General features: G+C 39.4%; 25 protein-coding genes and 1 pseudogene. 1 reads left to right on the forward strand and 25 read right to left on the reverse strand.

Annotated elements, in window-relative coordinates; genetic code table 11:
• Positions 1 to 560 precede the first annotated feature (560 nt).
• From K1I97_RS05115 to K1I97_RS10195, 25 genes and pseudogenes are all read right to left on the reverse strand, one after another.
• Complete coding sequence (locus K1I97_RS05115; protein WP_223331680.1) at positions 561 to 1,232, reverse strand: hypothetical protein; 672 nt, start codon at positions 1,230 to 1,232, stop codon at positions 561 to 563.
• Between the two features lie 39 nt (positions 1,233 to 1,271).
• Positions 1,272 to 2,018: pseudogene (locus K1I97_RS05120) on the reverse strand (hypothetical protein).
• Between the two features lie 183 nt (positions 2,019 to 2,201).
• On the reverse strand, positions 2,202 to 2,687 hold the full coding sequence (locus K1I97_RS05125; RefSeq protein WP_223331681.1) for an immunity protein YezG family protein: 486 nt from the start codon (positions 2,685 to 2,687) through the stop codon (positions 2,202 to 2,204).
• Positions 2,688 to 2,757: 70 nt separating this feature from the next.
• Complete coding sequence (locus K1I97_RS05130) at positions 2,758 to 3,243, reverse strand: immunity protein YezG family protein (protein ID WP_223331682.1); 486 nt, start codon at positions 3,241 to 3,243, stop codon at positions 2,758 to 2,760.
• Between the two features lie 54 nt (positions 3,244 to 3,297).
• Complete coding sequence (locus K1I97_RS05135) at positions 3,298 to 3,957, reverse strand: hypothetical protein (protein ID WP_223331683.1); 660 nt, start codon at positions 3,955 to 3,957, stop codon at positions 3,298 to 3,300.
• A gap of 45 nt (positions 3,958 to 4,002) precedes the next feature.
• Positions 4,003 to 4,488, reverse strand: a complete 486-nt coding sequence (locus tag K1I97_RS05140; RefSeq protein WP_223331684.1) for an immunity protein YezG family protein — start codon at positions 4,486 to 4,488, stop codon at positions 4,003 to 4,005.
• Positions 4,489 to 4,830: 342 nt separating this feature from the next.
• Positions 4,831 to 5,403 carry a suppressor of fused domain protein gene (locus tag K1I97_RS05145; protein WP_000872726.1) on the reverse strand — a complete coding sequence of 191 codons (573 nt, stop codon included), beginning with the start codon at positions 5,401 to 5,403 and terminating at the stop codon, positions 4,831 to 4,833.
• Between the two features lie 233 nt (positions 5,404 to 5,636).
• On the reverse strand, positions 5,637 to 6,446 hold the full coding sequence (gene imm47, locus K1I97_RS05150) for an Imm47 family immunity protein (RefSeq protein ID WP_223331685.1): 810 nt from the start codon (positions 6,444 to 6,446) through the stop codon (positions 5,637 to 5,639).
• 214 nt (positions 6,447 to 6,660) lie between these two features.
• A complete protein-coding gene (locus K1I97_RS05155) occupies positions 6,661 to 7,113 on the reverse strand; it encodes a YrhA family protein (RefSeq protein ID WP_223331686.1) in 453 nt (150 codons plus the stop codon).
• A 312-nt stretch (positions 7,114 to 7,425) separates the two neighbouring features.
• Entirely contained in the window at positions 7,426 to 7,911 is a 486-nt protein-coding gene (locus tag K1I97_RS05160) for an immunity protein YezG family protein (protein ID WP_223331687.1), read from the reverse strand.
• Positions 7,912 to 7,965: 54 nt separating this feature from the next.
• Positions 7,966 to 8,625: a hypothetical protein gene (locus tag K1I97_RS05165; protein WP_223331688.1), complete on the reverse strand. Its 660-nt coding sequence runs from the start codon at positions 8,623 to 8,625 to the stop codon at positions 7,966 to 7,968.
• A gap of 45 nt (positions 8,626 to 8,670) precedes the next feature.
• Entirely contained in the window at positions 8,671 to 9,156 is a 486-nt protein-coding gene (locus K1I97_RS05170) for an immunity protein YezG family protein (protein ID WP_223331704.1), read from the reverse strand.
• A 70-nt stretch (positions 9,157 to 9,226) separates the two neighbouring features.
• Positions 9,227 to 9,451 carry an accessory Sec system protein Asp5 gene (asp5, locus tag K1I97_RS05175; protein ID WP_223331689.1) on the reverse strand — a complete coding sequence of 75 codons (225 nt, stop codon included), beginning with the start codon at positions 9,449 to 9,451 and terminating at the stop codon, positions 9,227 to 9,229.
• A 3-nt stretch (positions 9,452 to 9,454) separates the two neighbouring features.
• The gene (gene asp4 / locus K1I97_RS05180) at positions 9,455 to 9,634 is read right to left on the reverse strand and encodes an accessory Sec system protein Asp4 (RefSeq protein WP_223331690.1); all 180 of its coding nucleotides are present in this window, start codon (positions 9,632 to 9,634) and stop codon (positions 9,455 to 9,457) included.
• Positions 9,635 to 9,836: 202 nt separating this feature from the next.
• Positions 9,837 to 12,209 (reverse strand): accessory Sec system translocase SecA2, encoded by a 2,373-nt coding sequence (gene secA2, locus K1I97_RS05185; RefSeq protein ID WP_223331705.1) that lies wholly within the window; start codon positions 12,207 to 12,209, stop codon positions 9,837 to 9,839.
• Positions 12,202 to 12,642: an accessory Sec system protein Asp3 gene (gene asp3, locus K1I97_RS05190; protein ID WP_223331691.1), complete on the reverse strand. Its 441-nt coding sequence runs from the start codon at positions 12,640 to 12,642 to the stop codon at positions 12,202 to 12,204. The genes secA2 and asp3 overlap by 8 nt, the downstream gene beginning before the upstream one ends.
• On the reverse strand, positions 12,639 to 14,168 hold the full coding sequence (gene asp2, locus K1I97_RS05195) for an accessory Sec system protein Asp2 (protein ID WP_223331692.1): 1,530 nt from the start codon (positions 14,166 to 14,168) through the stop codon (positions 12,639 to 12,641). Before asp2 ends, asp3 begins: the two co-directional genes overlap by 4 nt.
• Complete coding sequence (gene asp1 / locus K1I97_RS05200; RefSeq protein WP_223331693.1) at positions 14,152 to 15,732, reverse strand: accessory Sec system protein Asp1; 1,581 nt, start codon at positions 15,730 to 15,732, stop codon at positions 14,152 to 14,154. The genes asp2 and asp1 overlap by 17 nt, the downstream gene beginning before the upstream one ends.
• A gap of 9 nt (positions 15,733 to 15,741) precedes the next feature.
• A complete protein-coding gene (gene secY2 / locus K1I97_RS05205) occupies positions 15,742 to 16,959 on the reverse strand; it encodes an accessory Sec system protein translocase subunit SecY2 (RefSeq protein WP_223331694.1) in 1,218 nt (405 codons plus the stop codon).
• Between the two features lie 95 nt (positions 16,960 to 17,054).
• Positions 17,055 to 18,287 (reverse strand): glycosyltransferase, encoded by a 1,233-nt coding sequence (locus tag K1I97_RS05210; RefSeq protein WP_223331695.1) that lies wholly within the window; start codon positions 18,285 to 18,287, stop codon positions 17,055 to 17,057.
• A gap of 20 nt (positions 18,288 to 18,307) precedes the next feature.
• Complete coding sequence (locus K1I97_RS05215) at positions 18,308 to 20,740, reverse strand: SP_1767 family glycosyltransferase (protein WP_223331696.1); 2,433 nt, start codon at positions 20,738 to 20,740, stop codon at positions 18,308 to 18,310.
• 9 nt (positions 20,741 to 20,749) lie between these two features.
• On the reverse strand, positions 20,750 to 21,760 hold the full coding sequence (locus K1I97_RS05220; protein ID WP_223331697.1) for a sugar transferase: 1,011 nt from the start codon (positions 21,758 to 21,760) through the stop codon (positions 20,750 to 20,752).
• A 21-nt stretch (positions 21,761 to 21,781) separates the two neighbouring features.
• Positions 21,782 to 22,645, reverse strand: a complete 864-nt coding sequence (locus tag K1I97_RS05225) for an acyltransferase (protein ID WP_223351604.1) — start codon at positions 22,643 to 22,645, stop codon at positions 21,782 to 21,784.
• Positions 22,646 to 22,647: 2 nt separating this feature from the next.
• Positions 22,648 to 24,741 (reverse strand): glycosyltransferase, encoded by a 2,094-nt coding sequence (locus K1I97_RS05230; protein ID WP_223331699.1) that lies wholly within the window; start codon positions 24,739 to 24,741, stop codon positions 22,648 to 22,650.
• Between the two features lie 148 nt (positions 24,742 to 24,889).
• Entirely contained in the window at positions 24,890 to 24,967 is a 78-nt protein-coding gene (locus tag K1I97_RS10195) for an LPXTG cell wall anchor domain-containing protein (protein WP_265471112.1), read from the reverse strand.
• Between the two features lie 7 nt (positions 24,968 to 24,974).
• Here K1I97_RS10195 and K1I97_RS10200 point away from each other — a divergent pair.
• On the forward strand, positions 24,975 to 25,717 hold a 743-nt coding region (locus K1I97_RS10200; RefSeq protein ID WP_440219219.1), incomplete at its 3' end, for a hypothetical protein.

The raw sequence follows: 25,717 nt of genomic DNA on the forward strand, positions 1-25,717 counted from the left end.
CATCATTCAAGTATCGTTTCAAATTCTGAATTTTATTGACAATTATCCATATAAATAGAACTATTCCTACTACAATCCGAAGCTAGACTCCCACCATAGTGTATGCATCATAGGTTACAGCACTAGCAAAATAGAGACCTGATATAAATAAAGTTGACCCCCATGAAAAATAGGTAAAGACCTGACTACTCAAGTGCTTTTTCGACCAAAAAACAAGAATAGAAGCAAGAAGATAGGTTACGTATAATAGGAGACTAATAGGTTTCAAAAATGCTCCCATGGATCGAACTAAAACAGTTGAATCATAAGAAATATAGTGTAAATCACCAGTTAAGGTAAAATTCTCTTGGATTACAATTTTCTTACTTCTTTACAAAGTCGACACCGAAAATACGGATGTCTTTTATTTTTTATCTCCAAATTTCATCTGGCAGAACGCCGTATATCCTTGATAATCTTCCATTTGAGGAGATCATCACATAGCAACTATCGTAGCAGCTACACCTCACTTTGTTAAAGATACAGCACTCACTTTCTGGGATTTTACTGTTCCCTAACACCTAGTTACACGTTTCGCTATCTGTTTCTTCCTTAAAACGTACTTTCCCTTGACTGTATAGCTTCATAATCTTCACAAAACGAACCGGGTTGTTTTGGTTATAAAGCAATATCATTGTATACCAGATTATCCCTATCCCCCAGAACTCATAATTAGTCTCAATGGGCTGACCAAATGATTTAATACAACTATAAATAACATATATAGAATGAAAATTAAAAAGCACAAGAATCCATCGAACAATTCGGTAGACTGTGGCAGATGCCTTAGCTGGGTCAAAATGTTCATCCCTTACCATCAAATTATGTGACACTGCATAATAAAACACCTTCTCTGTTGTCGGAACAGCCTTGCGAACATTTTTATAAAATCCTCGCTCACAAATAGCAACCAAAAGCAAAAATTCAGCCAACCAAAATAGTAGGATATAGGTCAAACTGGTCCAGTTATAGACACCAATGGACATAGCTGAAAAGAATCCAAAAACCCCTGGCCCACCTGCCATCAGAAAAATAACCATTTCAGGAATGTAAGCATTGGTCTTATAAGCACCTTCCGTATTGAGCAGAAAACTTTTGGGAGCTGCTAAAGCCTCCCCAGTCTGCTGGTCATAGTAGACCGCCTGACCATCGCACTCGCCAATAAACACTCGACGACGTCTAAGAAAAAACATACTCTACCTCTTTCTATCTTACTCTTTCAAAAACGGCTCTTAGTCCTTCTGTACTTCCTTAATGACAAATTCTTCATCCGTCCCCATACTTACTTCTAGATAGACATCTGGATTGTCGTCTGCTCGACAGATGAGGCTCAGTTCTCTAGCATAAAAGCGATCCAGCATATCAAATATTCTGGGTAAATTGTTTTGGTTATAAAGAACAAATGTCAAGCCTAGTAAAAGTCCTGTTAGGACAATCTTGACAATCTCTCCTCCAATGGGAGTGCCCAACCTCTCTTGGTAATTCCAAATAAAATTATAGGCGTAGAAAAATCCAACCAAGGGAACCAGAGAAAGCAATGCTCTTATCCAGCGAGTAGCATTGCGACTATCTTTTTCACTCATCTCCGCCTCAGCTTCCTTTGTTTCCTCTGACTTTTCCATAAGCGCCAGACAGATAGTTTGAGTAGTCACCTGAGCGCTGTTGACATTTCGATACAAGGCGCGTTCAACAAGGATAGTGATGAAAGCAAACTGCCCTAGCCAAATGAGAAGAACACTTCAGAAGGTAGACATGGTATAGGTGCTATGTAAAAACAAGCGAAAGAAGGAAATCAACCCACTACCACTTGATAACAAAAGGACTACCAATAGGGGTATATGGCGATTCATCCGGCTAGACTTTTCTGTATCCAAGAGCTTGCTCTTTGGTGCCTCCAAAAGTTCGTGGGTTTTGCGATCATAATAAATCGCTTTATCATAGTATTGGTTAAAAAATATCCGACGTCTTCCTAAAAACATCTCTTTCTCTTTCTAGTTTCTTTCAGGAAAAGGCGCACATTTCTGATTTCCCCCTTTTGACTTGCATGAAATCAGTCTCTCATCCCATAGATAAACTGTCCTACTAGGATACCATAAACCCTATCTCCCACTCCTTACCAAACTGTAAGAAAACTAACTCAAGGCGGTCTTTTATCCATGAAACTAGTTCTCGTTATGTTCCTTCTGAAAGGCTTCCATGGCCTTGAACTGTTCTAGTTCTTTTTCGTTAGCTGGTTGCTTGCCGAGATATTTGTATTCAAATAAGTCCATTCGAGCACTTGGACCATAACCGCTTTCTAACCATGGAGTGTAATCATAGTCGACCGAAAGCTTGTTATTTTCATCCAAATGGATGATACAAATATACCAATCTGCCAAGTCATTTTCAATAAACACTCTTTTCAGATCTTCTGATTTTTTAAATAAAACCTTATTTTCATTTAAAACTTCCATCATAGATTGACCAAAATCCTCTGGCATTTCAAGATGGTAATGATATTGATTTTTATATTTGAAAAAGAAATAAGCCCCTCCACTGTAGGTCTTGTCCATCTCGATTACAATATACAAATCATCCCACTCAACTGGAATCATATCGTTGGCTTGATGCACGATTTCGATAATTTTCTCATTAATTTGTTGTTCCATATTATCCTCCGGTTCGCGATAACAGCAAGGCTCCAAAAATCACATTCTTCAAAATGTGATCAAGCTTATACTACTTTTGATTATATTCCTGCTGAAAGGCTTCCATAGCCTTGAACTGCTCAAGTTCTTTTTCGTTAGCTGGTTGCTTGCCGAGATATTTGTATTCAAAGAAATCTACTCGAGAACTTGGTCCAAATTCACTTTCATTCCATGGCGCATAGTCAAAGTCCAAAGAGGCCTTATTATTTTCATCCACCTTAATTGTAAAAGCAGACCACTCCGCCAGACCCTGCTCAATGAATATCTTCTTCATATCTTCACCTAAAGCAAAAAGATTTACGTAGTCTATTCTGAATTCTGTCTTAGGAATACCAAATAAAGACGGAATATCCATGTAATAATGATATTCCCCATTATATTTAAAGAAAAATATCACGCCACCACTAAGCGTCTTATCCACTTCAAAATTAATATAAAGATCATTCCACTCAACTGGGATCATATCATTTACTTTATATACAATCTCTGTCATTTTCTCATTAATCTGTTTTTCCATTTTATCCTCCGGTTTAGTTTATACATTTAAGGACAAGCATGAGGCCTAGACTTCCTAATCTGCTTTGAGTTTTTCTTTACAATAATCCACAATGTATTCATTGATCCATTTACTCTTATTATTAAATCCTCCGAATTTATGCTTTGCGATCAAATCTTCTGCCATTTGGAGTGCCTCTGCATACTGCTCCCGGTGGATCATTAATAGCATTCCTATTAAATCATAACCTACAAGACTAGGTCCGTTCTTGACCGTATAGGCATAGAAGTCTTCAAAAGTTGAGAAGCTATTTATAAGTTTTACAACTTCTTCATGCACTTCTGAGAGCACCTCAAAAACCTTGGATTCGACTTTTTCTAAATCAAGACCCTCCATTGTCCAGTCTTCTTTGACCATCCTATATGGTAATGATAAACTATCAACTGTAAAAGCTCCAACTGCTCGAAGACTCATGGGCTCCTGCGAATTACTCGCCATATCAAAAACTTCCCAAAAGATATCATCAAAAATATATGGTTTGATATAAGGGTCAATTGTCAAACGAAACTCATTATCTGGAAAATCAATATCAATCATATACGAAACCAAATAGTCTCCAACTTTGTTGAAATAGGCCCAATCTCGAGACTTTAATTGTAATTTTTTTGCTGCATTGCGCTGAACTTTTTTCAATTCTTTATTTAGTTGTTTATCTATTTTTGAAAATTTAACCATTGAATTTCCTCACTAATCTGGTCTTATTCCTCTTATCCAAGCAAACTATTTTCCATTATGTTCCTGCTGGAAGGCTTCCATGGCCTTAAACTGTTCTAGTTCTTTCTCGTTTCTTGGCTCAAAACCAAGAAACTTATATCTGAAAAAGTTCATACGAGCAGTTGGTCCAAAATTACTTTTCAGCCATGGCGCATAGTCATAGGCTACTGATAGCTTATTATTTTCATCCAAATGAATAATACAAATATACCAATCTGCCAAGTCATTTTCAATAAACACTCTTTTCAGATCTTCTGATTTATCAAATAATATATCACTTTGATTAAATACTTCATCCTGTGATAACCCAAAATCTCTGGGAAGGTATAAATTATAATGATATTCACCTTCATACTTAAAATAAAAATATGCACTTCCACTATAGGTCTTGTCCATCTCGATTACAATATACAAATCATCCCACTCAACTGGGATCATATCGTTGGCTTGATGCACGATTTCGATAATTTTTTCATTAATTTGTTTTTCCATATTATCCTCCGGTTTGGTTTTCTCACATTGTTTTCAATATAAACCTAGTATACCATAAACCATATGTACAGGCTTTTATCAAACCACAAGAAAACCACCTCAAGGGTGGTTAGAGCAAAAAATTTTTTTAAACCTTGAATCGTTCATAGTATATACCACGTATCTCACTGAGAGCTACTCTATCAAATTTCGTGCCTCATTTCCCATCAGATATGTAGCGGATTCCATCAATTACAGAATTCGCACGTTAAACGGGAGCAAGGTCGAACTTACAACGGATATTGATAAGTTTTAAAAAATGCAGGTCTCTACTCCTGCTCCTGAAAAAAGATAAAAAATTTATTACACTACAGAAGGCCTCATAAAATCATAAACATCTATCTGATGCTCTTCAAACAATGCTTCTAACTTCTGCGCTCCTACTTCAGCTCCATGCTTTTCTATAAATTGGAGCTCAGCTTCTGTAATAGGGATAGCTTGTAGCCACGTAACATACTCTTCATCAAAATCAAAAGACTCCAGTTCCCACAAGAAAGGCTGAGTGAAAAAAATATGATTTACTTTCGCATTAGGATAGTAATTTCTAATTATATTTGGATAGACTGCACCTGGAGAGATGCTGTACTCTCCCCTCACAATATTAAAGCCACAGTCTGCTATAATATTTGGAAAATATTCCAGCTCTGCATCAGCTGCCCCAATAATTTCAACTCTTAAAGGCTTATCATTTATTCGACGATAAATGGTATATTCTGATAAACCGATTGTTGCTGCAGTTGTTAAATAATCGTCCGGACGATTCTCTCCAATAAATAAATCTAATTTGTTATCGTGATTTCTAAATGTATAGGCTTGAGGAACTCCCCCTACAGCTCTGGCTATTTCCTGTGCAATTTTAATTTTATCGTATTTCATTTGATTCTCCTCTTAAAGTTTGGTCCAGCACGAGCTATGTTATCTTTCAGATTCACTACACTCTTCTAGAAATTCTCACAAAAGGCGTTATAGCTTGGTGATACCTCTGCCAGATTATCACCAAATTTACTAGCTCTACAATACTAGTATACCATAAACCCTATGGACTAGCGTTTGAAAAACAATAAAAGACCACCATAAAGGTGGTCCTTTATTATCAATAGTCCATTTTATTATTTTGCAAGTCCTTCAACTGGATGGCCGTAAAAATATTTCATACCTTCCGTCCAGTCTTTGTCTGATAAGTCATCAATATAACCAACCATCAAATCAATTTCATTTTTTGAAATAAGAGTATTGGTGTCCACCGGGACTTGCTTGCCTGTATAAATAGACAGAATGGAAGCCTGAAGATAAAGATGGTATTTCTGTTCCTTTTGAGCAGCAATATATAAGTCTGTCATAATTTCCTGAGCAAATAAACCAGGAAAAACCTGAAGAGTTTTGTAATAATAGCAATCTAAGTTCTTGTTCTTTATTACATCAAAATATAAACTTCCAACTTCTTCTACTCTTGCATTTTCCTCTATAATTGAACGATAGTTGAGAAAGCTATCCAATGCATCTTGAATAGCGTACTCCACTTCGGTTTCTGTATCTTCCCACTCCTCCCACAGAGTAAGAAGATAAGGAACGACTTCATAAGACATTGTTTCCACAGCGCCAGCAACAAAAGTAAATACCGCAAATTCTGAAGCGGAACTTAAAAAATGAAAATTTTCAACCTTTTTTAAATCATCATGTGTACAAACTGAACAAAACAATCGAATACAAAGATTGAGCACGGCTTCATCTTTTGTCTGGTTCATCAAGTCAATCAGCAAATTTTTTACAGTAAAATCCCCTTTTTTAAAGATTTCAGCAATCAGTAAAATACAATCTCTCTCATCACTCACTGAAAGTAAGTTATTTTTTAAGTCTTCAAGCGTTACTGAACTAACTTGACCGAACGACATTCCTGACATTAACAGTTTGTTTCCCATCCCCATTCTCCTTTTATTTCAATACTTTTTTGGAAATTCGTTACTTGCTTTCTGACCGATGCTAAGTTATCACCAAATTTACTGGCTCTACAATCCCAGTATACCACAAACCCTATGGTTCATTTATCCATTCAAACTATTTTCCATTATGTTCCTTCTGGAAGGCTTCCACATCTACTGTTGGAAAATTATTTATCATATTTTACCTATCTTTTTAAGAGGCATATTCAATAGCATCTGAAAGAAAACTTTCAAGCAAATCATCTAAAGAATTAAATTTCTCTACTACATCCGCAGATGGCATATCTAATTCTAAATATTCACAGTTACTAGGATTATATACAAAACAACTAATATTGTTCTCTCCAATAAAAACAAACTGTTTATTTTCTTCGACTTCATGCCAAATTTTATTATACTCAAAGAAATCATAAACTTCAGAAGAACAACTATCATCTGCTTTTAAACCATAAAGAACACACCCATTAAAATCAAGACCATTTACTTTCGTTAAAAATCGTGAATATTCTTGCGCAATGAATGTCTTAACTTCGTTTGTTTCATTTTGGCTAAGAGATTTAATTTTCTCTAAATCAATTGGAGAATTTAGCTTCTCCCCATAACCAGATTCAATTTTTTCTATTTTTTCTAAAAGTTCAAACCACATTTATTTACCTCGCTAATTATATATGTCCTTTCCTACAATTGCCACAAAACTTCCTTACTATCCTTTATTTTCATTGTTCTACAAATGCTCTTTTGATAACTGGCAATAACTTTATGGTAAGATTTATTATCTTTAAAAATATGATTTCCATCACTTTCTCATTAATCTGTCTTTCCAAGCCATCCTCCAATTTAGGTTCAAATGGATCTTCTGTCTTAGCAACTCTACAATCCCAGTATACCACAACCCCTATAGTTCAGCGTTTGGAAAATCATAAAAGACCACCATTGAGGCGGTCTTTTATCCATGAAACTAGTTCTCGTTATATTCCTTCTGAAAGGCTTCCATGGCCTTGAATAGCTCAAGTTCTTTTTCATTAGCCGGTTGCTTGCCGAGGTACTTGTATTCAAAAAATTCTATTCTATCCGTTGGTCCAAATTCACTTTCATTCCATGGCGCATAGTCAAAGTCCAGAGAGGTTTTATTCTGTTTATCCACTTTGATTGTAAAGGCAGACCACTCAGCCAGACCCTGCTCGATAAAAATCTTCTTCATCTCACCACCTAAATCAAACAATTCCATAAAGTCATTATCAAATTCGTCTTCAGAAATGTTAAATAAAGATGGAATATCCATGTAATAATGATATTCCCCATTATATTTAAAGAAAAATATCACGCCACCACTAAGCGTCTTATCCACTTCAAAATTAATATAAAGATCATCCCACTCAACTGGAATCATATCATTCACTTTATATACAATCTCTGTCATCTTCTCATTAATCTGTTTTTCCATATGTTCCTCCGGTTTGGTTTATACATTTCAGGACAAGCATGGGATCTAGACTTCCTAATCTGCCTTGAGTTTTTCTTTACAATAATCCACAATGTATTCATTTATCCATTTACTCTTATTTTGGAATTTTCCAAGTTGACGCTTTGTGATCAAATCTTCTGCCATTTGGAGCGCCTCTGCATACTGCTCACGGTGGATCATTAACAGCATTCCCATCAAGTCATAACCGGCTGGATTTGGCGAATTTTCGACTGCATAAGCGTAAAAATCTTCAAAAGTTAGGAAACCATCTATAAGCTTTAAGACTTCTTCATGGGTCTCTGAGAGCACTTCGAAAACCTTGGTTTCAACCTTTTCTAAGTTGAGATCCTCGATTGTCCAGCCTTCAGTAGCTATCTTATCCGGTAGAGAAAATTTATCGACTGTAAAAGCTCCAACTGCCCGAAGACTCATTGGTTCCTGCGAATTACTCGCCATATCAAAAACTTCCCAAAAAATATCATCAATGATATAGGGTTTGATGTAAGGACTAACGATAACACGAAACTTATTATCTGGGAAATTAATATTAATCCTATACGAGACCAGATAGTCTCCTACTTTGTTGAAATAGGCCCAATCTCGAGACTTTAATTGTACTTTTTTTGCTGCATTGCGCTGAACTTTTTTCAATTCTTTATTTAGTTGTTTATCTATTTTTGAAAATTTAACCATTGAATTTCCTCACTAATCTGGTCTAATTACTCTTATCCAAGCAAACTATTTTACATTATGTTCCTGTTGGAAGGCTTCCATAGCTTTGAACTGTTCTAGTTCTTTTTCATTAGCTGGTTGTTTGCCGAGGTATTTGTATTCAAATAAGTCCATTCGAGCACTTGGACCATAACCGCTTTTCAACCATGGAGCATAGTCATATTCTACTGAAAGCTTGTTATTTTCATCCAAATGGATGATACAAATATACCAATCTGCCAAGTCATTTTCAACAAAGACTTTTTTCAATTCTTGTGACTTCTCAAATAATCGAACTGATTGGCTATAAAGTTCGAATTTATCTACACCAAAATCTCGAGGAATATATAAATAGTAGTGATACGCATTCTTATATTTGAAATAAAAATAAACTTCCCCGCTATAGGTCTTGTCCATCTCGATTACAATATACAAATCATCCCACTCAACTGGAATCATATCATTGGCTTGATGCACAATTTCAAGTATTTTCTCATTCATTTGTTCTTCCATTTTATCCTCCGGTTTGGATGTATCTTTTTTCAGCATCTAGTATTCCTTATCTGTGAATGGAATCACGTCCTTACTGATAGGTTACTATCATAAAAATGAGGAGCAATACAAACAAGGTTATGCTAATCAAGAGAGTTAAAATTTTTACCAAGCGATTGCTCTGCCAGTATCCTGGTTTTCCGATATTGCTAGTCGCATCCATGGAAAAGAGTTGGCTTTGGCGAGGTTGGATGAAGACCAAGACAATCAAGGCGATAGCAAGGACAATTCCTACAATCATCAAAACTTCCATCATGTCTCACCTCAAGATTCCTAACAAGGTAAAGAGTAATCCAAGGATAATCAAAAAACCAAGTAGAATGGAAAAGGCTTTATTGATTTTTTCTCCTCGGGTAGACTTTTCCTTCTTGAGAGCACCTTGCTTCAACTCCTCCATCCGTCCTTCGACATCCTTGTAAAATAAATCCTTTTTAGTCATACTTCCTCCTAATAACAAACTTACTACTCAATATATCTAAATCAAGAAAGGAAAAACCTGAATCAAGTACTTTCCCTCAGCTTCAACCAAACAGCTCGACAAGTGCTGAAACCAGAGAGGATTTCATAACTATTGTCGGTTTTCACATAAGCAGTCTAATCCAGCCCTAGATTTATATTGTAATTATCATATGGTTCTCTTTTTATGGAAAATGGGTGAGAATCTTCCCTTTGGGCGTTACTTCCACAATTCCCATGAGAAGATTGCGCACCATATCTGCACGGATTTGTTGCTTCATGGTTTCAAAGCCTGCATAGGCCTCCTGATAGTACTCCACGATAGGGTTCTTTTGAGAAGCTGACTGACTCCCAATTGCTAGACTGAGCTGTTGCAGGTAGTCGACTTGCTCAACCCAGTTGTCATCAATAGCCTTTAGCATGGATATCCTCAGAAAAGAATCATAGAGTTTGTGAGGTTGGAGGAGTTCCTTTTTAGCTGCGATTTCCTTGGCTATTATTTCCTCCAGCAACTCCCGAATCTGATCTGAATCAGCTAAATCCAAATCCGCTGGTAATTCTCTCATTTTAAAACTAATATTGGTCACGATAAAATGAAAAAGCTCTTGGGGACTACTATAGATTTTTTCTGAAATTTGCTGAGTATATTCTGCCAGCATGCTCTCAAGGATATGCTCTAGATCACGGCTCCCATCCAACAAGCGATCTCTTTCTTTGTAGACCATCTGACGCTGGATATTGACGCTTTCTGCGTACTCTAAGGTTTGTCTGCGTGCTGAGCGACTGGCACTATCACTAGCCTCTTGGGCTTTTCTGACTAGATTGCGGTACTTGCTACCTCTGAGTAGGTTGGGTTGACTAATGTCTTCCACTTGGTAGTCTTGATACAGGTCATGAACCCAAGATGGCCCGAACTTTTTGATCACATCATCTTCAAGCGACACAAAAAATTTAGACATACCTTGATCCCCTTGGCGACCAGATCGTCCTCTGATTTGCAGATCAATCCGTTGACTCTCCATCCGCTCGGTTCCAATCACAATCAAACCACCCAAGTCTGCAACTCCTGGACCGAGTTTGATATCTGTGCCTCGACCTGCCATAGAAGTCGCAACAGTCACTGCACCCATCTGTCCGGACTCTGCGATGATTTGAGCTTCACGCGCCGCATGATTAGCATTGAGAACATTGTGGGAAATCCCTTCTCGCAAGAGCAAGGACGAGTATAGCTGAGACATTTCTACAGATCCGACAAAGATCAGGAGTGGATTGCCTTTGGAGTGATAGGTCTTGATAGCTTCGAGAGAAGCATACACCTTCTCAGGTAGGGTCACATAGAGATTATCTGGATAATCAATCCGCCTTATCGGGCGGTTGGTCGGAATGCGAATGACAGACATGTTGTAGGTTTCGAAAAACTCTTTTTCTGCCACCTTACCCGTTCCTGTCATGCCTGATATTTTACGAAACATCTTAAAGAGACTCTGGTAGGTGATTGAAGCCATGGCTCTGGTTTCAGGAGAGAGCTTCACATGTTCCTTGGCTTCGATAGCTTGATGGAGACCACCTTGAAGCTTGGTCATTTCCATCAAGCGCCCTGTTCCCTTGTCTAACAAGATCATCTCCTGACCTCGAATCAGATAGTCTTTGTCCTTAGTAAAGAGCGTATGAGCTCTAAGAGCATAGACTAGATGTCGAACATAACTGGCGTACTCTTCCTTATAGAGATGATCGATTCCTAAGAAAGCTTCGACCGTATGAGCACCCTTACGGGTCAACCAAACTTGGTCTTTTTCTTCCTTGTAGATGTAGTCCTCTCCCTCAACCAAGGTCGTCACCAGAGTATCAATCATCCCATAATAGTTAGACTGAACGCGAGGAGAACCTGCGATGATCAAGGGAGTTTGAGCACTGTCGAGTAAAATGTCATCAATCTCATCGATGATGACATAGTTAAAGGGACGCAGAAACTTCTCCTCACTAGTAGAAGCAAGATTGTCATTAAGATAGTCAAAGCCCAGGACACTATTGGTCGTGTAGATGATGTCCGAGGTGTAGATTCTTCTTTTCTCTTCGGCAGTCAAGTCCTCTTTTGGATCCTCTGAAAAAGGTAGACCGACAGTTAGACCTAAAAATTGGTAGACCGGTCCCATTTCTTCTGCGTCTCGTTTAGCTAGATAGTCATTGGTCGTGATGAGCATACTGCCTTTACCCGTTAGGGCATTGAGGTAGAGGGGCATGGTTGCAGTCAAGGTCTTGCCTTCACCCGTATTCATCTCAGCCACATTTCCTTGGTGGATCACAATGGCACCCATGACCTGCACATCATAAGGAAAGAGACCCAGAACACGTTTATCTGCCTCACGGACAAGGGCATAGGCTTCTACCAATAGATTATCCAAGGTTTCTCCCTGGGCAAGGCGCTGGCGAAACTCTTCTGTTTTTGCAGCCATTTCCCCATCACTGAGGGTAGCCATCTCTTCTTTGAGGGCATTGATTTGGCTTAAAAGTCTCTTGACCTTTCTCAGTTGTCTTTTCTGATACAAACGATTAAACACCATCATCCTCCTCAATAGTAAATGAAGCAAAATCAAGAGCCTCAAAGCCTGCACTAATCAAGGAAAGTCGATAAGTGTAGGCCGTTTCAGGGTAGGTGAAGGTAAAGGAAAATTGCCTTTCAATCTTATCCTCTATGATTTCCTCATAACGGTTTAAAAAGACCAGTTTGAGATAGAGGCCATTGACCGGTTGAACCCGCATCTTCATAGATAGACGGTAGGTATGCTTTTTCTTGAGAAGAGGGAGGCTTGTTTGACTTCTGGTAGCCTGGTAATTGACACTGGAAAACCAAGTTTTAAGGGTTTCACCTGAAGCCAGCAAAGGGTTTTTCAGGGTGACACGCCCATCTGCATGATAGGTGATCTGGCTACCATAAAGATAAGTAGCTCCCATCTCGCCCCACCTAATATCCTCTCTCTTTATGATAATCATGTTTCACCTCTTCCGTATTCTTCTAGTATCATCTTGTAAAAATGAATAAACCAGGCAACGTTTGTTCCTGTATCATCATTGTGTCGACCTGCTGTCCCTTTTGACAAGATCTTAGCGCCTGTCTGGCAAAGTGTCTCTACTAGCTGGTCATAGGCTCCACTATCCATATCCTCGTCCTTCATGTAAGAAAGGCCGAAGGTTGTCTGTGAAAAATCAGCTTTTTTAAATTGGGTCCAAAAACGTTGGTCCAACTCCTTCATGTTCTTTTGGCTCACTCCTCCTGTCTGAAGGTGCAAAACATCAAAGCTGGTCGGAAAGACTCCTGGAGCCTCTAGTCGGCCCCGCTGTGCGATGGTTCCTAGATTGGTCAAGGGTTTTCCGACTACGATTCCTTTGGGTTCAAAGTGGGCCCCATAGTAGAGGGCCGGGAAGGTTCCCATTGACAGCCCAGATAAAATCAAGTCACTTCTATCCAGACCTAGATAGTCTAGGTAGTGTTGGATTGTTGTTTGTATTTTTTCTTCCAATTCTTCAGTTCCTAGGTAAAAGGCCCCACCCTCTAATCGGGGGTCCGAAAAGAGGAGAAAGGGGCATCTGAGATTCTTCATCATCCAGTAACCCTCAAAGCCTTCTGCAGGACGGTAACCTGAGAAATAAACAGCAAGTGGTGGTTTGAAATCTCCCGGGTGAAAGAAGTAGTTGATTTCTTCACGTTTTTTGTCATGTAGGATATTGCCTCCGAGAACAAACTTTCCAAACTGTTTCCGGCTCCAACGTTGGTGGAGATTGCCAATTTTGACTTTTCCCTGGCCACACGCTTCAAGAGAAATGCTCAGATAAGCATCGTAGTCTTGTTCCACGACGATTGCTGGGGCAAAGTCTTCCTCCTCAAGGAGAATTTCCTGACTAATCTCTGAGATAGATCCTGCTGGGAACTTTCGCAAACGCAGGCGCAAGTCTACCGTCCCAGTCTTTTCATATTCGAGCCAAAGTTCGATTGGCGAGTGGGCTTGGGCAGACTGATTATAGGCCCAATAGGCTAGCTGAGTATAGTTCTTACCAAAATCACCTTCTAACTCCAGATGCTCAAATCCTTGATAGGAGACAGATCCTTGAAAACTCGGGTGAATCCGTATCGTAGCTGGACTCAGCTTATCCCCGTAGCCACCTTCAAAGAGGGAGGTGGAAAGGTCTCGAACAAAGCCCTGTCGGTCTGACAGGTCCATCGCTTGCATACAGTGCTGTTTGATAAGATTTTGAATACCTTCATCCTGACTTGCAAACTGTTCTGGATAGAAAACCGTATAGGGTTCTAAGCTAGATGTAAAAGGCAACAAATCTACTAGGTAGATTCCATCCGTAAGGATGACAGCATGAAAGTGTTCTAAGTCATTCTCATCCATGATTTCCTGAATGGCAGACGGTGTATTGGGAAGGACATGGTACCAGTCTAGTTGGGCTGGTAGGGCAAGTGTATCTCGCCAATCCTCTGAACCAATTTGCAAGATCTTATACTTCTTTTCCATGAGTCACCTCCTCCAGCCACTTTTCTAGTTTGATTAGGAATTGCTCCCCAGTGTGTTCCTTTATCTTTTCAATCGAATGAATCAGAGCATCATTCCACACCTGCAGGCTATCGAGATAGTAATGGGCCGCTCGGGCAAAATCAGCCATGTTTTCCAACAGATAGCCATTTTTTTTATGACTAACATACTCAGTTTCGACCTTGTTGATCTGAGGGATACCAGCACTAATCCCCGCTATCTGGGTATAAAGGAGAGGCTGACTGTTCAGATCGACAATCAAACGAACAAATTCCAACTGCTTGATTAATTCCGACTCATCCTTCATATTGACAAACGAATAGCGCATGGCCTGATGGCGATTGTCCTCAAGCGGATTTTCGGCTCCTTGGTAATCAACTTCCTTCTCCAGTTTCTGGTCTGGAAATCGCTCTGCAATCATCTCTGCAACACGTATTTCCAACTGCTTCACTTCTTCTTGATCGGCAGAAAAAGCTCCAAAAACTAGCTCCGTATCCTTATTTTCAGAAAGGAAATGCAGGACCTGGTAGAGAGCTTGATCCTCTATCCCTTGTTCAAAATCAAGTTGATAGTAGAGGAGCGACTCTTTCCGAGTCTGGCTCTTTCCCAGCTCCAAGCGGGTATCAAAAGGCGATAAATGGCGAAACTTCGTTGCTTGTTCTGAAAAGGCAGACTGAGCCAAGCGCAAGGTGTCCTCTCTGTCGACCAGAACAAGATCCACTTTAGGCAACAAATCCGCCAGTTGCAGTAATTGTTCTTGAGGATTTCGTCCGATAAAAAGACTGAGAACCTTGGTGGTTTGGTGAGGCAATCGTTCTAAAAGAAAAGCATTGTGCTGGTCACAAGCAGGCAGAAAATAGGTTGCTTCCTTCTCAGGGAGTTGAGCTATTTTCTTCTCAAAAAACTCAGCAATCAATTCTCCCATATCTCGATAAGCTTCTTTTTGGAAGCGAAAAGCAAAGATAGGATTGACCTCGATACGGCCCCCGTCCTGCAAGTGTTCTCTGAACTGCCACAGTCCCTTGGGATTGAGATAGTCCTGATAGATAGCCTGACCGTCTTCGTAGTAAATCACACTGGAAACCAGCCCCCGATCATCCATTAGGTAGTTGGCAGACAGGAGTCCATTTTCTTCGAAATACTGAATCGTACTGATAAAACCTTCTATCCCATGCTCCACCTGAGCATAGCGCTTTCCATTCCTCAAAATCAAAATGGTAAAGGGACTGTAAACAAACTCACAGCCCTCTTCCCACTCAATATCTCTGATTTGCAAAACCTGTGGTCGAATCTCGTGAAAATCCTGTAGGTCATCAAAAAGGGAATAGACCTGCGCTTCTAAAATGCCATGGCGATGGAGAAAATAGCGCAAATGAGGCTGATAAGACAAGAGAAGAACTTGAGCAGGAATCCCTTGACGCTGCATCAAGCGAATCTGATTGAAGGTGTCATCAAATTCTAGCTTAAAATGAGAAAAATACCATGGTGTCAGATCGACATGCCAAGGACGCTCCTTGCCATACCAAGCTGGGATAAAGTAATACATCAAAACCTCCTAGAATAGTGGTCTATACGTTTCATTTAGTCTGAGTGCCTGCAATTCGTCATGAATCGTAAACAGCATGCCACTTAAAATTAAAAAGAGTCCGGGAATCATGCTGACTTTTAACAATCCTTCATCTTTTAAGACAAATAGCATCGGAAGTCCAGCCAAGGTGACGTTAAAAACTCCACCTATCAGAGCAAATCGCAAAACCAAACGATTAATAAAGCGACTCGTATCCTCACCGGGATAGACTCCGTAGATATAATCACCTGATTGTTTCATCCGATCTGCGATTTGTTCGCCACTCACATTAACAAAGGCAAAGGCAATGCTAAATACAAAAAGAATAAGAATATAGGCATAGATCCATAAGGGTTTCCCCATAGAATATTGCTCTAAAATAGCAGGATAGAGGGGATTGTCCTTATCCAGATATTGAAGCAAAATCAAGAGATAAGAAGGCAAGCCCATGAGACTCATCACATACATATAAGGCATGCCCCCCGCAGGATTGAGCATGATTTCTAGATATGAATAGCGTTTAAAGCGAGAATGGAGCCCAATTTTGTTAATAGGGACACGGTATCTTGCACGATAAAACAAAACGACTAGGTAAGTAAAAATCAGCCCAAGCACTACTAAAAGGAAAAGTATCCAAGGGGAGACTTTATAAACTTGGATCGACTGGATGATGTCCTGTGGGAGAGAAGCCACCATACTCGCAAGGAGAATAACGACAGGGCCTCCAACTCCCATAATCGCATTGATGTCCGATAGCCAAACTAAGAAGAAGGTCCCCGCTACCAAGAGGCTGGTATTGAGAAGAAAGACCAGGAAGGGGTTGTAAGGGGGTTGAACAGGAAGGTTTGTAGTCAAGGCCAAAGCCTGAATCAAAGCAATCCCTAGCGTTACATACATTTTCCGTCTATCTTGAACCTCTGAAGGAACAGAGTTTAGGCCTAATTTCTTTGAAAAAGAAAACATCTGCCACAAGATCATAGCTGACATCCAAGGTGAAAGCCCAATGGAAAAAATGGAGAGGCTCCGAAGATTTCCGCCAGTCAGGGCTACTGAAAAGTCCAGATAGGCTGTACTTCCTCCGAGAAAATTCCGACTATTGAGGTCAACAAAGGGAAGAGCGATGCGACTTCCGAGCACATAAATAAAGAGCAAAAACAGGGTACGCATCCCTTTTTTTACTGCAATTGATGAAATAAACTCTCTCACTAGCTCCTCCTTTTTATTTTTTCATCTTTCTATCTATCGTCATGTTATATAGGATCAATCCAGCACTCCCCTCTTATCCTTTTTAAAGCTTTGTCTCAATTTTCGTGAAGTTTATCGTCCAGATAAGCCTTCAAGGCAGCCACCATTTCCTCTGGTCTGTCTGCTGGGAAAATACCTGCATAGGCACTTTCAGGCAGTTCTTGAGCCTTGGTATTGCCAAATGTCAAGATTGGTTTATCAAAGCGTGAGACATAGTCATAAACGACACTCAGTTTATTATCATGGTTAATATCGAGATAGACATCTGTCTGCTGGATCAGCCTTTCAACTAAAAGGGGGAAGGTGTTGGGATAGAGGGTAACATTTTCAAAACGTGACAAGAGTTTGAGCTCAGATGCCATCGTCGTATAAGCTGCAATATAGAAATGCACTTTCGGTAGGGCTTGAACGAGATAATCGATTTTCTCTAGACACCAAGAATTAGTTAGAGTGACACAAGTCATAGCTGGCTGGTAGATTGCGACTGGACAGACAAGACCAGCTTGACGCCATTTTTCAGTGATAGTAGACCACTCCATCAGATGATAGTGCCACCAAATCTCACGCAAGCGCCCAACCGAATAAGTGTTCCAAGGCTTATCTGGAGATAGGTAATGCAAGATTGCTGGCAGAGGCTCTAGGGGAATATCAAAGATAAATTCATGCCCATGTAAAGCAGCCCCACTGTCAAAACCAATCTGGAAATTATAACGATGGTCTAGAGGAGTATAGCTATCATGAAAGAGCATATTAAGAATGGACTGGTCTCCCTCACCCACGTGTTGGTGCTCACGCTCCGTCAACTCAACCAGCTGTTGTCGCACGGCTTCTGCTTGCCATTTCTTGTTGTTTATTAAGAGAACACCTGCATTAAAGCCGATACCAGCTCCAAAACAAGACGGTGCTGCAGCCAGATAGTTTTCTCCCAAGTCCATTTCAAAGAGAGATGTCAAATCAGCCGTCACTACCAAATCACTGTCCAAGTAAAGAACCTTTTCCTCCTCGACAAAATCAGGAATAAAATAACGAGCATAGGTCATGTGATTGATATGGGGCAACTTGTTGTTCCAGTTCATCTGAAACTGGGGGCCAATCATCTTGACATCTATCAAATCACCACCTATTTGCTGTAATTTAGGTCTAAGAGCACGGAACCACTCCTGGGGAATATCTTGGTTGAAGATATAGACCTTGACATGACTGTTATGGTAGCAGAGAGACTTGAGTGCTGTTTCAATCTGGCGAATATAGGCATAATCTCCCGCAAGAACAACAGAATGATTTTTCATTCTTACTCCTTTATGTAACATTATTTTGATAAATCAGCCACGATTTGGCTTGTATAGGTTTCATCTTCGATAAATTCAATATCTTGGTCAAAATTGTACTCTGCAGTATGCTTATGGTTGAACTTGATTTTAGTTTTTGCTCCCATCTTCATCCATTCATACTCAGAATCTATATGACCAATATCAAGTACCTGATAGCCTTTTTTCGTTAGGCGATAGGTCAGTACTTTAGCAGTAGGACCTAGCATGCAGAGAATCAAGCGTCCATTTGCGTGTTTATAAATCTCCTTTTCGATTTCATCAACACGTGAATAAGCACTGTGTGATGGACAAATGATTCGCTGAATTGACTTAGCATCATCAAAGAGGTCATTTCCCACACCCGAACGTGAAGTTGCTCCTTCTATCAAGAGAAGATCACGTCCCTTCCATATAGACTTCAGCTTAGCAAATTGCTCATTTGCTTGCGTTTTATCTTCAAAATCAATATATGGGCGTGAAACAAAAGTCGATCCATACCATGAATCGCTAAACAAAGATTGATAAAAATCCGCATAGTGATCCAAATGAGCTTTCCAAAAATCAATAGCCCACCAAGTGAAAATAAAGCGATTCTGGAAAATATCTGGCAGACATATCACTGTGTGCTCGTTTGAGGGAAGAGAAATAATCTCTCTCATTGTACTTACCAACTCTTCATCATAATCCTGATAAGGGATTGAATCCCCCGCAAGGAGATTGATCTCCCCATCCCCAAAACGAATCAAAGAAGAATTATTTTTAATAACATAGTCAAGGGTTTCATCAATTCCTTTAACTTCGGGAAACTTACTCTGTTCTTTTAAAGCATTTCCTGCCAGCATCGATCGAAGATCTGTCAGCATCTGTTCTGGATGTTCGCCAGAATACAATCGTTGGCCATGACAGCCGTTTTGAGATTTATAAAAAGCTAACATTGGTTTGGAAAGACTTACAATTTCTGCCACAATATCACTTGTCGAATTCTCCAAGTTAATATCGAGGTAGACATCCATCTGGTTTTTAAGTCTCTCAAACTCATCTCTAGAGATGGCAGGATACAGATAAATATTCTCATGTTTCTGAGATAATGCATATAGTTTTGAGCCCATATCCGTCCAAGCCGCAATGTGAAAAGCGATTTCAGGACAGTCGGTTGCCAAATTTCCTAGACCTTCCAGTTCTTGAGAGGCTGTAAAGGTCAAAGCGTGAAATTGAGGTTCTAGATTTTTCGTAAATCTACCATTTTGCTGATAATCTTGAATCGATTCTATCATCCCAGCTAGAGAATCCACTACTCTTTGGCCGTATTCTCCATGTTTGGTTGACAAAAAAGAAAGAATAGGCACATCATTTTTTTGCATTTTTTCTAAAACTGACTGAACCTCTTGCCCATGATTAATATCTAAATATAGATTAGCTTTTTCTTCTAATTGATGTAAAACAGGCGGAACTACTTGAGGATATAGGCGGACGTTTTCATGAACGGATAAGGCTAGTAATTTTTCTCCCATGTCCGTCCAAGCCGCAATATTAAAAGTGATTTCTGGAAGACTGACAACTAATTGGTGAATGGCTTCTAATTCTTGTGAATTTGTCACAATCAAACAACTAAAAGTCTCTCTCTTGGATGATAGTTGAAATTCTCCCCAGTGGTGTTGCAACATTTGAGTCCATTCCATGTCATGCACCTGCCACCACAACTCTCTATATCGATTTGCAATTAAAGTTGTCCATGGTTTTCGATAGGTCGTATAATGGATAATCACCGGAGACTGAACTTCCTCTAAATGCCCCTTCCAGTTGTTATAGAAGGCAACAATATCATGTCCCACTTGAAGATTAAAGGAACGATCCAACTCTAGCCATTTTTCTTTACACACCTGGTTAATAATCGTTTGATCCCCATTAAAATCTAAAAAGCGTCCCTCTTCTATCTCTTTTTGCATAAACTGACTTTGGTGAACCAGTTTGTCCTCTAGATTTTCCTCTCTCCACTTGGCATTATTGATCAGCATAACACCCGTATTAAAGGTGACACCATCTGTATCCATGACAGCTGCCAATAACTGATCTCCTAGATTTATTTCCCACAAGTCATCCAAAGGAGCATTGACAATTAAGTCACTATCCAAGTATAACACCTTGTCTTCTCTAATGAGGCTAGGGATAAAATAACGAGCATAGGCTATCTGACTAATATGATTTTGAGTCCCCCAATTTTGGAAAATATTGCCCTGAGGTAACTTTACATCAATCACATCGCCCCCTAAAAGACGCGCTATTTTTCTTGGTTTTCGAAACCAGTCTGGCATGATATCTTGATTTAGAACATAGACATTTATATTTTTATTATGATAGAAAATTGATTTTAATGTCGTCTCTAATTGAGATAGATAGTGACAGTCTCCTGCCATTACGATTGTTTTCTTCATCTGTTTTTCCTACCTTACTCCCAGTTGAAAAATAGCCTCAACCAAGATTTTTTTCGTAAAATATCCCTCTTTTAATAGATAACTAAACATTTCGATACGCCTTGTCATATCACAGTATTTTTCTTCAGTTATAGATGAGACAAGCTGGCTCGCTTCTTCTAGAGTTTCAACCGCAAAGCCCAAGCCCTGTTCAACAATAAACTGCATCGTTGAAAGATTTTTGGGAACAATAACAGGAATTCCAGCAGCTAAATAAGTACTAACTTTATGAGAAAGATTCATTCCATAATAGTCTCTATTTTCTCCTGGATTTTCAGTAGTCCCCCATACCAAACCAAATCCTCCCTTTGAAAGTTCTAAAAGGAGTTCCTCATCTCGCTTCCAGCCTTCTATTATAAAAGTTGGTGCTTGATTTTTTCCGATTGGTTGATTTGAAAAGACTCTCAAGGGGATTGGATGAGACCAATTTAGCAATCCTGGAAAGCGTTCCAAACTACCTGCAAAGAAAATTTCTCTTTTGAAGATTGGCTTATAGAGGGCTAAAGAATGAGGGTGGTCCCACATCCCTTGAATCAGTATTTTGGGATTTTCTAGTCCTTCCTCAAGCAATCGTTTCTTCATTTTTTCCGAAGGCACTATCAATACATCTGCCTGCTGATACAAATAAAGATAATCCTTCATAAGGTAGTAGTTACTATCAAACATTAGGGGAACAACATCATGAATAAAAAGAACCAGCTTAACTTGCATGTCTTTGAGTTTATCAATAAATAGGCGATCAAACTCAACACCATTCCACGTAGGTGACTGAAAAACAACAATATCCCCGATAGAAACACTCGACATAATGCCATCTATGCGTTTGTTCATTTCAGACTTGCTATCTGATGTGATAGGATAAAAATAAACTCCTAATTCACGAAAACCTAAAGTTGAGGCAATATTTTGGACCGCATTCTGGGCTAAAATGACTGTGCTGTCTCCCGCCATCCCATATAGATTCGTTAGATGTAGTTTCATATTGACCTTTCTAGTCTTTAACTATTTTCTTGGCTTGATTAGAATATCTCCGTTATTGTAGACAATACTGTTTGCAGGAATGTCTTGGCGTATCAGACAACCGGCTCCAATTACAGTGTTATCACCAATTCGAACACCTTTCAAAATGGTTACATTGCTACCAATCCAGCAATCCTTCCCCACCATTATAGGAGCCATCTTCCACTCCCACTTTTCAATCCTCTCTGCTGTATAAGTGTGATCATGGTCATAAAAACGGACACCTTCTCCAATCATGGTTCCAGATCCGATTTCGATGCGGTCAATGCAGTTTATACTACAGTAGTTATTCAAAAAGACTCCTTCATAAAGAATAAGCTTTCCAGCAGGTAGTTGAAAGCTCTCAAAATTACGGCAAGTAACCTTCTGAGCGACACATAGACTAGCAGAGGAGCCTATCTCAAAGGAATTCCATACGCCTTCCTGATAAATACGGTCCAAGTCATTTACGGTGATATGAGGCTGATTCAAACAATCTAAAATCGCCTCAACCATTGCTTGAGGAGTAGAGGAAGAATAGCATTCTTGTCCTTGTTGACCATGCATAGTATTATCAAAAGCAAGAACTCTCTTGCCAGCCTGAGAAAATCGTGCTACCACCTGATCTACTTCTTCATAATGGTTGATATCCAGTAACACATCACAAACTCTCATCAAAAAAGAAATACTAGCTTCATCAGTTACTGTATGTAAGCGTACATTTCCCTTTGATTGTAATTCTAATATTCTATCTGAAAACACAACGGGAGCTGCAATATGAAAGCAAACTTGTGGGAGCTGGTCCAAGAGATACAGCAAGTGTTCAATCTGGTCACTAACAGTTAAAATTAAAGCATCACCAATCATCTTCAGCTCCATCCCCTTGCACATTCTCTCAGTTTTTCAATCATATCTCCGACTTGATCTGTCTGATACGTTAGCTGCCCCATGTCTATCGTTTTAGTATTTTCAAAAGCGAAGACTGGTTTTCCATTTTCTGTAAAATATTCTAAAAATTCTTCCGTCTTTTCCCCGTGATTGATATCCAAAAGAACTTGACAGTCCTCTTTTAGCTCTCTATCCAAATCAACTAAATAGTGGATTCCTGAATAGAGGGTGACATTCGGATACCGAACTATTTGTGCTAGGGAGTCACTGACCAATACTCGTGCTGCAATTTTAAATTGAATCTCTGGTAAGGATTGAACCAATGTTTCAATTTGTTCAATATGGTCTGAGGCTGTATAGGTGAGACAAGTGAACGGTTCCTTTATCGGATAAAGGTGAGATTTTTGTAATAGATGTAAATGATGATTTTGTCCCAATTCTGTCCATTCAAGCCCATGGTAGTACCACCAAACATCTCGATAGGTTTGTGCCGCCAAATCTTTCCACGGTTTCCTATGGGAAAGATAATGAATAATAGCAGGATAATCCTGACCTACAGGCAACTGATAATCAGTGAACTGCTTATGAATGACAATATGATTATAATCAAAATCCAATTCCAACCATTTATGTTCAAAAAGCATATTTAAGATACTCTGATCCGCCTGATCAACCTTATCATGCCATTCATTGGTCAAATCAATCAACCTTTGAGTCATACTTTCTTGCTTCCACAAATCATTATTAATTAAGAGAACACCTGCGTTAAAGATTTCCCGACCGAAATAGGCTCTACCTCCAAAATCTCTAACAGCAGCCAAAGGATAATCTTGTAAGTCTGTTGCAAACAATTCATCAAGATTTCTCGTTACAACTAAATCACAGTCCAAGTAGAGGGCCTTGTCTTCTTGCACGAAATCAGCTATAAAATAGCGTAAAAAAACAGTGTAACTAATATCTGTCTTATACCTTGAAATCTGCTCGGATGTCACCCTACAATTGATAATTTCTGAATCAAACTTCTCTATGCGCTTATTTAATTGCTTAATCCATTCATTAGGAAAATCGCTATTAATCAGATAAAAACGAATCGAGCGATTGTGGTAACAGATAGACTTGATAGTAGTCATTACTTGGTCTACATAGGAATAGTTTGCTGCTAGGACAATGGCTTTCTTTTGTATTTTCTTAGTTTTTTCAAGCTTGTCTAGTAGATATTTTTTTGCCTCAAACTCTTTATAGGTGGGAGTTTCTGCTAAGCCACTGACCTTCCCATTAGAAAGACTCCCTTCTAACATCTGACGATAAATAGCTAAATGTTTTTCTAAAGGATATCCTAGACTAGCTAATAAAGTGATACGTTCAGACATAGCATCAACCAAGGCATGCATCCACTTTTCTGTCCAAGATCTGGATAAACTATTATTTCTGATGCGATAAGAATAGATTCCATTATGGATATAAACAATCTTTTCTGCCAACAGATAAATCTTTTGATTGAGGTAACCATCCTCTCGAAATTTACCTATGTCGAAGCGCAACCGCTCGAATAATCCTGCCTTATAGAGTTTACCCCAAGCAGATATCAAAGCAAAACTCTTCATTTCTTGGGATTCATATAAGTTCTCAAATATGGAAACATTATCATATACCCTCTCGTAATAGGAGTCTCCTGATATATGAAAGTAGAACATTCCTTCACTTTCGTTGAAAGAATAGTAATTCCCAACTGCAATATCAGCCTGATACTCTGTTATTTTTTTGTATAGGGTTTCTACATAATCTGACTCAATCCAATCATCCGAGTCAACAAAAGTTACGTAATTTCCGGACATATTATTCAGACCGGTGTTTCGTGCGGCAGAAATACCAGCATTTTCTTGTTCTATATAGATAATTCGGTGATCCATTTCTGAAAATTCTTTACAAATCTCACCTGAAGCATCCGTAGAACCATCATTAACGACAACAATCTCAATATTTTTATATGTTTGAGCAATAATACTATCTAGGCATTTTCTTAGATAGCTTTCCACATTGTAAACCGGTACAATGACCGTTATTTTATCATCCACTAGCGATTTTCTCCTTATATTTATTATACAATTTTTTAGTCAAAATTTCAGCTATATAATAGTAAAAACCCCTTGAAAATTCTAATTTTTCAAGGGGTTTCTATGATTTACGTGCACGAGTTAGTTTAGCCTAAATTTATAGGTCATCTTACTCTTCTTCATCACGTTTACGGCGTTTCGCAACCAATCCAATACCTGTAACTGCTGCTAAAGCTCCTAAAAGCACGGATGATTTGGAAGCTTCTGTACCTGTATTCGGCAATTGCTGTCTAGTCTTACCTGCTGACTCTGATGCACTTGTTGAAGCGGACTCACTTGCCGATGTACTTGCACTTACTGAAGCGCTCGTTGAGGCAGATACGCTCGCCGATGTACTTGCGCTTACTGAAGCACTTGTTGAAGCGGACTCACTTGCCGATGTACTTGCACTTACTGAGGCACTTGTTGAAGCGGATACGCTCGCTGACGTACTTGCGCTTACTGAAGCACTTGTTGAAGCGGACTCACTTGCCGATGTACTTGCTGAAACTGAAGCACTCGTTGAAGCAGACTCACCTGCCGATGTACTTGCACTTACTGAGGCACTTGTTGAAGCGGATGCACTTGCCGATGTACTTGCACTTACTGAAGCGCTCGTTGAGGCAGATACGCTCGCCGATGTACTTGCTGAAACTGAAGCACTCGTTGAAGCAGACTCACTTGCCGATGTACTTGCGCTTACTGAAGCACTTGTTGAAGCGGACTCACTTGCCGATGTACTTGCTGAAACTGAAGCACTCGTTGAAGCAGACTCACTTGCCGATGTACTTGCACTTACTGAGGCACTTGTTGAAGCGGACTCACTTGCCGATGTACTTGCACTTACTGAGGCACTTGTTGAAGCGGATGCACTTGCCGATGTACTTGCACTTACTGAAGCACTCGTTGAAGCGGATGCACTTGCCGATGTACTTGCTGAAACTGAAGCACTTGTTGA

This window comes from Streptococcus oralis (genome assembly GCF_019929345.1).
In the GTDB taxonomy this organism is placed as follows: Bacteria; Bacillota; Bacilli; order Lactobacillales; family Streptococcaceae; genus Streptococcus.

Excerpts from the sequence above, each read along its gene's own strand:
- K1I97_RS05210 (WP_223331695.1), bottom strand. The coding sequence starts at position 18,287 with ATGAAAAATCATTCTGTTGTTCTTGCGGGAGATTATGCCTATATTCGC.
- K1I97_RS05140 (WP_223331684.1), bottom strand. The coding sequence starts at position 4,488 with ATGGAAAAACAAATTAATGAAAAAATTATCGAAATCGTGCATCAAGCC.
- K1I97_RS05165 (WP_223331688.1), bottom strand. The coding sequence starts at position 8,625 with ATGGTTAAATTTTCAAAAATAGATAAACAACTAAATAAAGAATTGAAA.
- K1I97_RS05220 (WP_223331697.1), bottom strand. The coding sequence starts at position 21,760 with ATGAAACTACATCTAACGAATCTATATGGGATGGCGGGAGACAGCACA.
- K1I97_RS05155 (WP_223331686.1), bottom strand. The coding sequence starts at position 7,113 with ATGTGGTTTGAACTTTTAGAAAAAATAGAAAAAATTGAATCTGGTTAT.
- asp3 (WP_223331691.1), bottom strand. The coding sequence starts at position 12,642 with ATGATTATCATAAAGAGAGAGGATATTAGGTGGGGCGAGATGGGAGCT.
- K1I97_RS05225 (WP_223351604.1), bottom strand. The coding sequence starts at position 22,645 with ATGATTGGTGATGCTTTAATTTTAACTGTTAGTGACCAGATTGAACAC.
- K1I97_RS05170 (WP_223331704.1), bottom strand. The coding sequence starts at position 9,156 with ATGGAAGAACAAATGAATGAGAAAATACTTGAAATTGTGCATCAAGCC.
- asp4 (WP_223331690.1), bottom strand. The coding sequence starts at position 9,634 with ATGACTAAAAAGGATTTATTTTACAAGGATGTCGAAGGACGGATGGAG.
- K1I97_RS05160 (WP_223331687.1), bottom strand. The coding sequence starts at position 7,911 with ATGGAAAAACAGATTAATGAGAAGATGACAGAGATTGTATATAAAGTG.
- asp2 (WP_223331692.1), bottom strand. The coding sequence starts at position 14,168 with ATGGAAAAGAAGTATAAGATCTTGCAAATTGGTTCAGAGGATTGGCGA.
- K1I97_RS05145 (WP_000872726.1), bottom strand. The coding sequence starts at position 5,403 with ATGAAATACGATAAAATTAAAATTGCACAGGAAATAGCCAGAGCTGTA.
- imm47 (WP_223331685.1), bottom strand. The coding sequence starts at position 6,446 with ATGGGAAACAAACTGTTAATGTCAGGAATGTCGTTCGGTCAAGTTAGT.
- K1I97_RS05115 (WP_223331680.1), bottom strand. The coding sequence starts at position 1,232 with ATGTTTTTTCTTAGACGTCGTCGAGTGTTTATTGGCGAGTGCGATGGT.
- asp1 (WP_223331693.1), bottom strand. The coding sequence starts at position 15,732 with ATGTATTACTTTATCCCAGCTTGGTATGGCAAGGAGCGTCCTTGGCAT.
- K1I97_RS05135 (WP_223331683.1), bottom strand. The coding sequence starts at position 3,957 with ATGGTTAAATTTTCAAAAATAGATAAACAACTAAATAAAGAATTGAAA.
- K1I97_RS05130 (WP_223331682.1), bottom strand. The coding sequence starts at position 3,243 with ATGGAAAAACAGATTAATGAGAAAATGACAGAGATTGTATATAAAGTA.
- K1I97_RS05215 (WP_223331696.1), bottom strand. The coding sequence starts at position 20,740 with ATGAAGAAAACAATCGTAATGGCAGGAGACTGTCACTATCTATCTCAA.
- asp5 (WP_223331689.1), bottom strand. The coding sequence starts at position 9,451 with ATGATGGAAGTTTTGATGATTGTAGGAATTGTCCTTGCTATCGCCTTG.
- K1I97_RS05125 (WP_223331681.1), bottom strand. The coding sequence starts at position 2,687 with ATGGAACAACAAATTAATGAGAAAATTATCGAAATCGTGCATCAAGCC.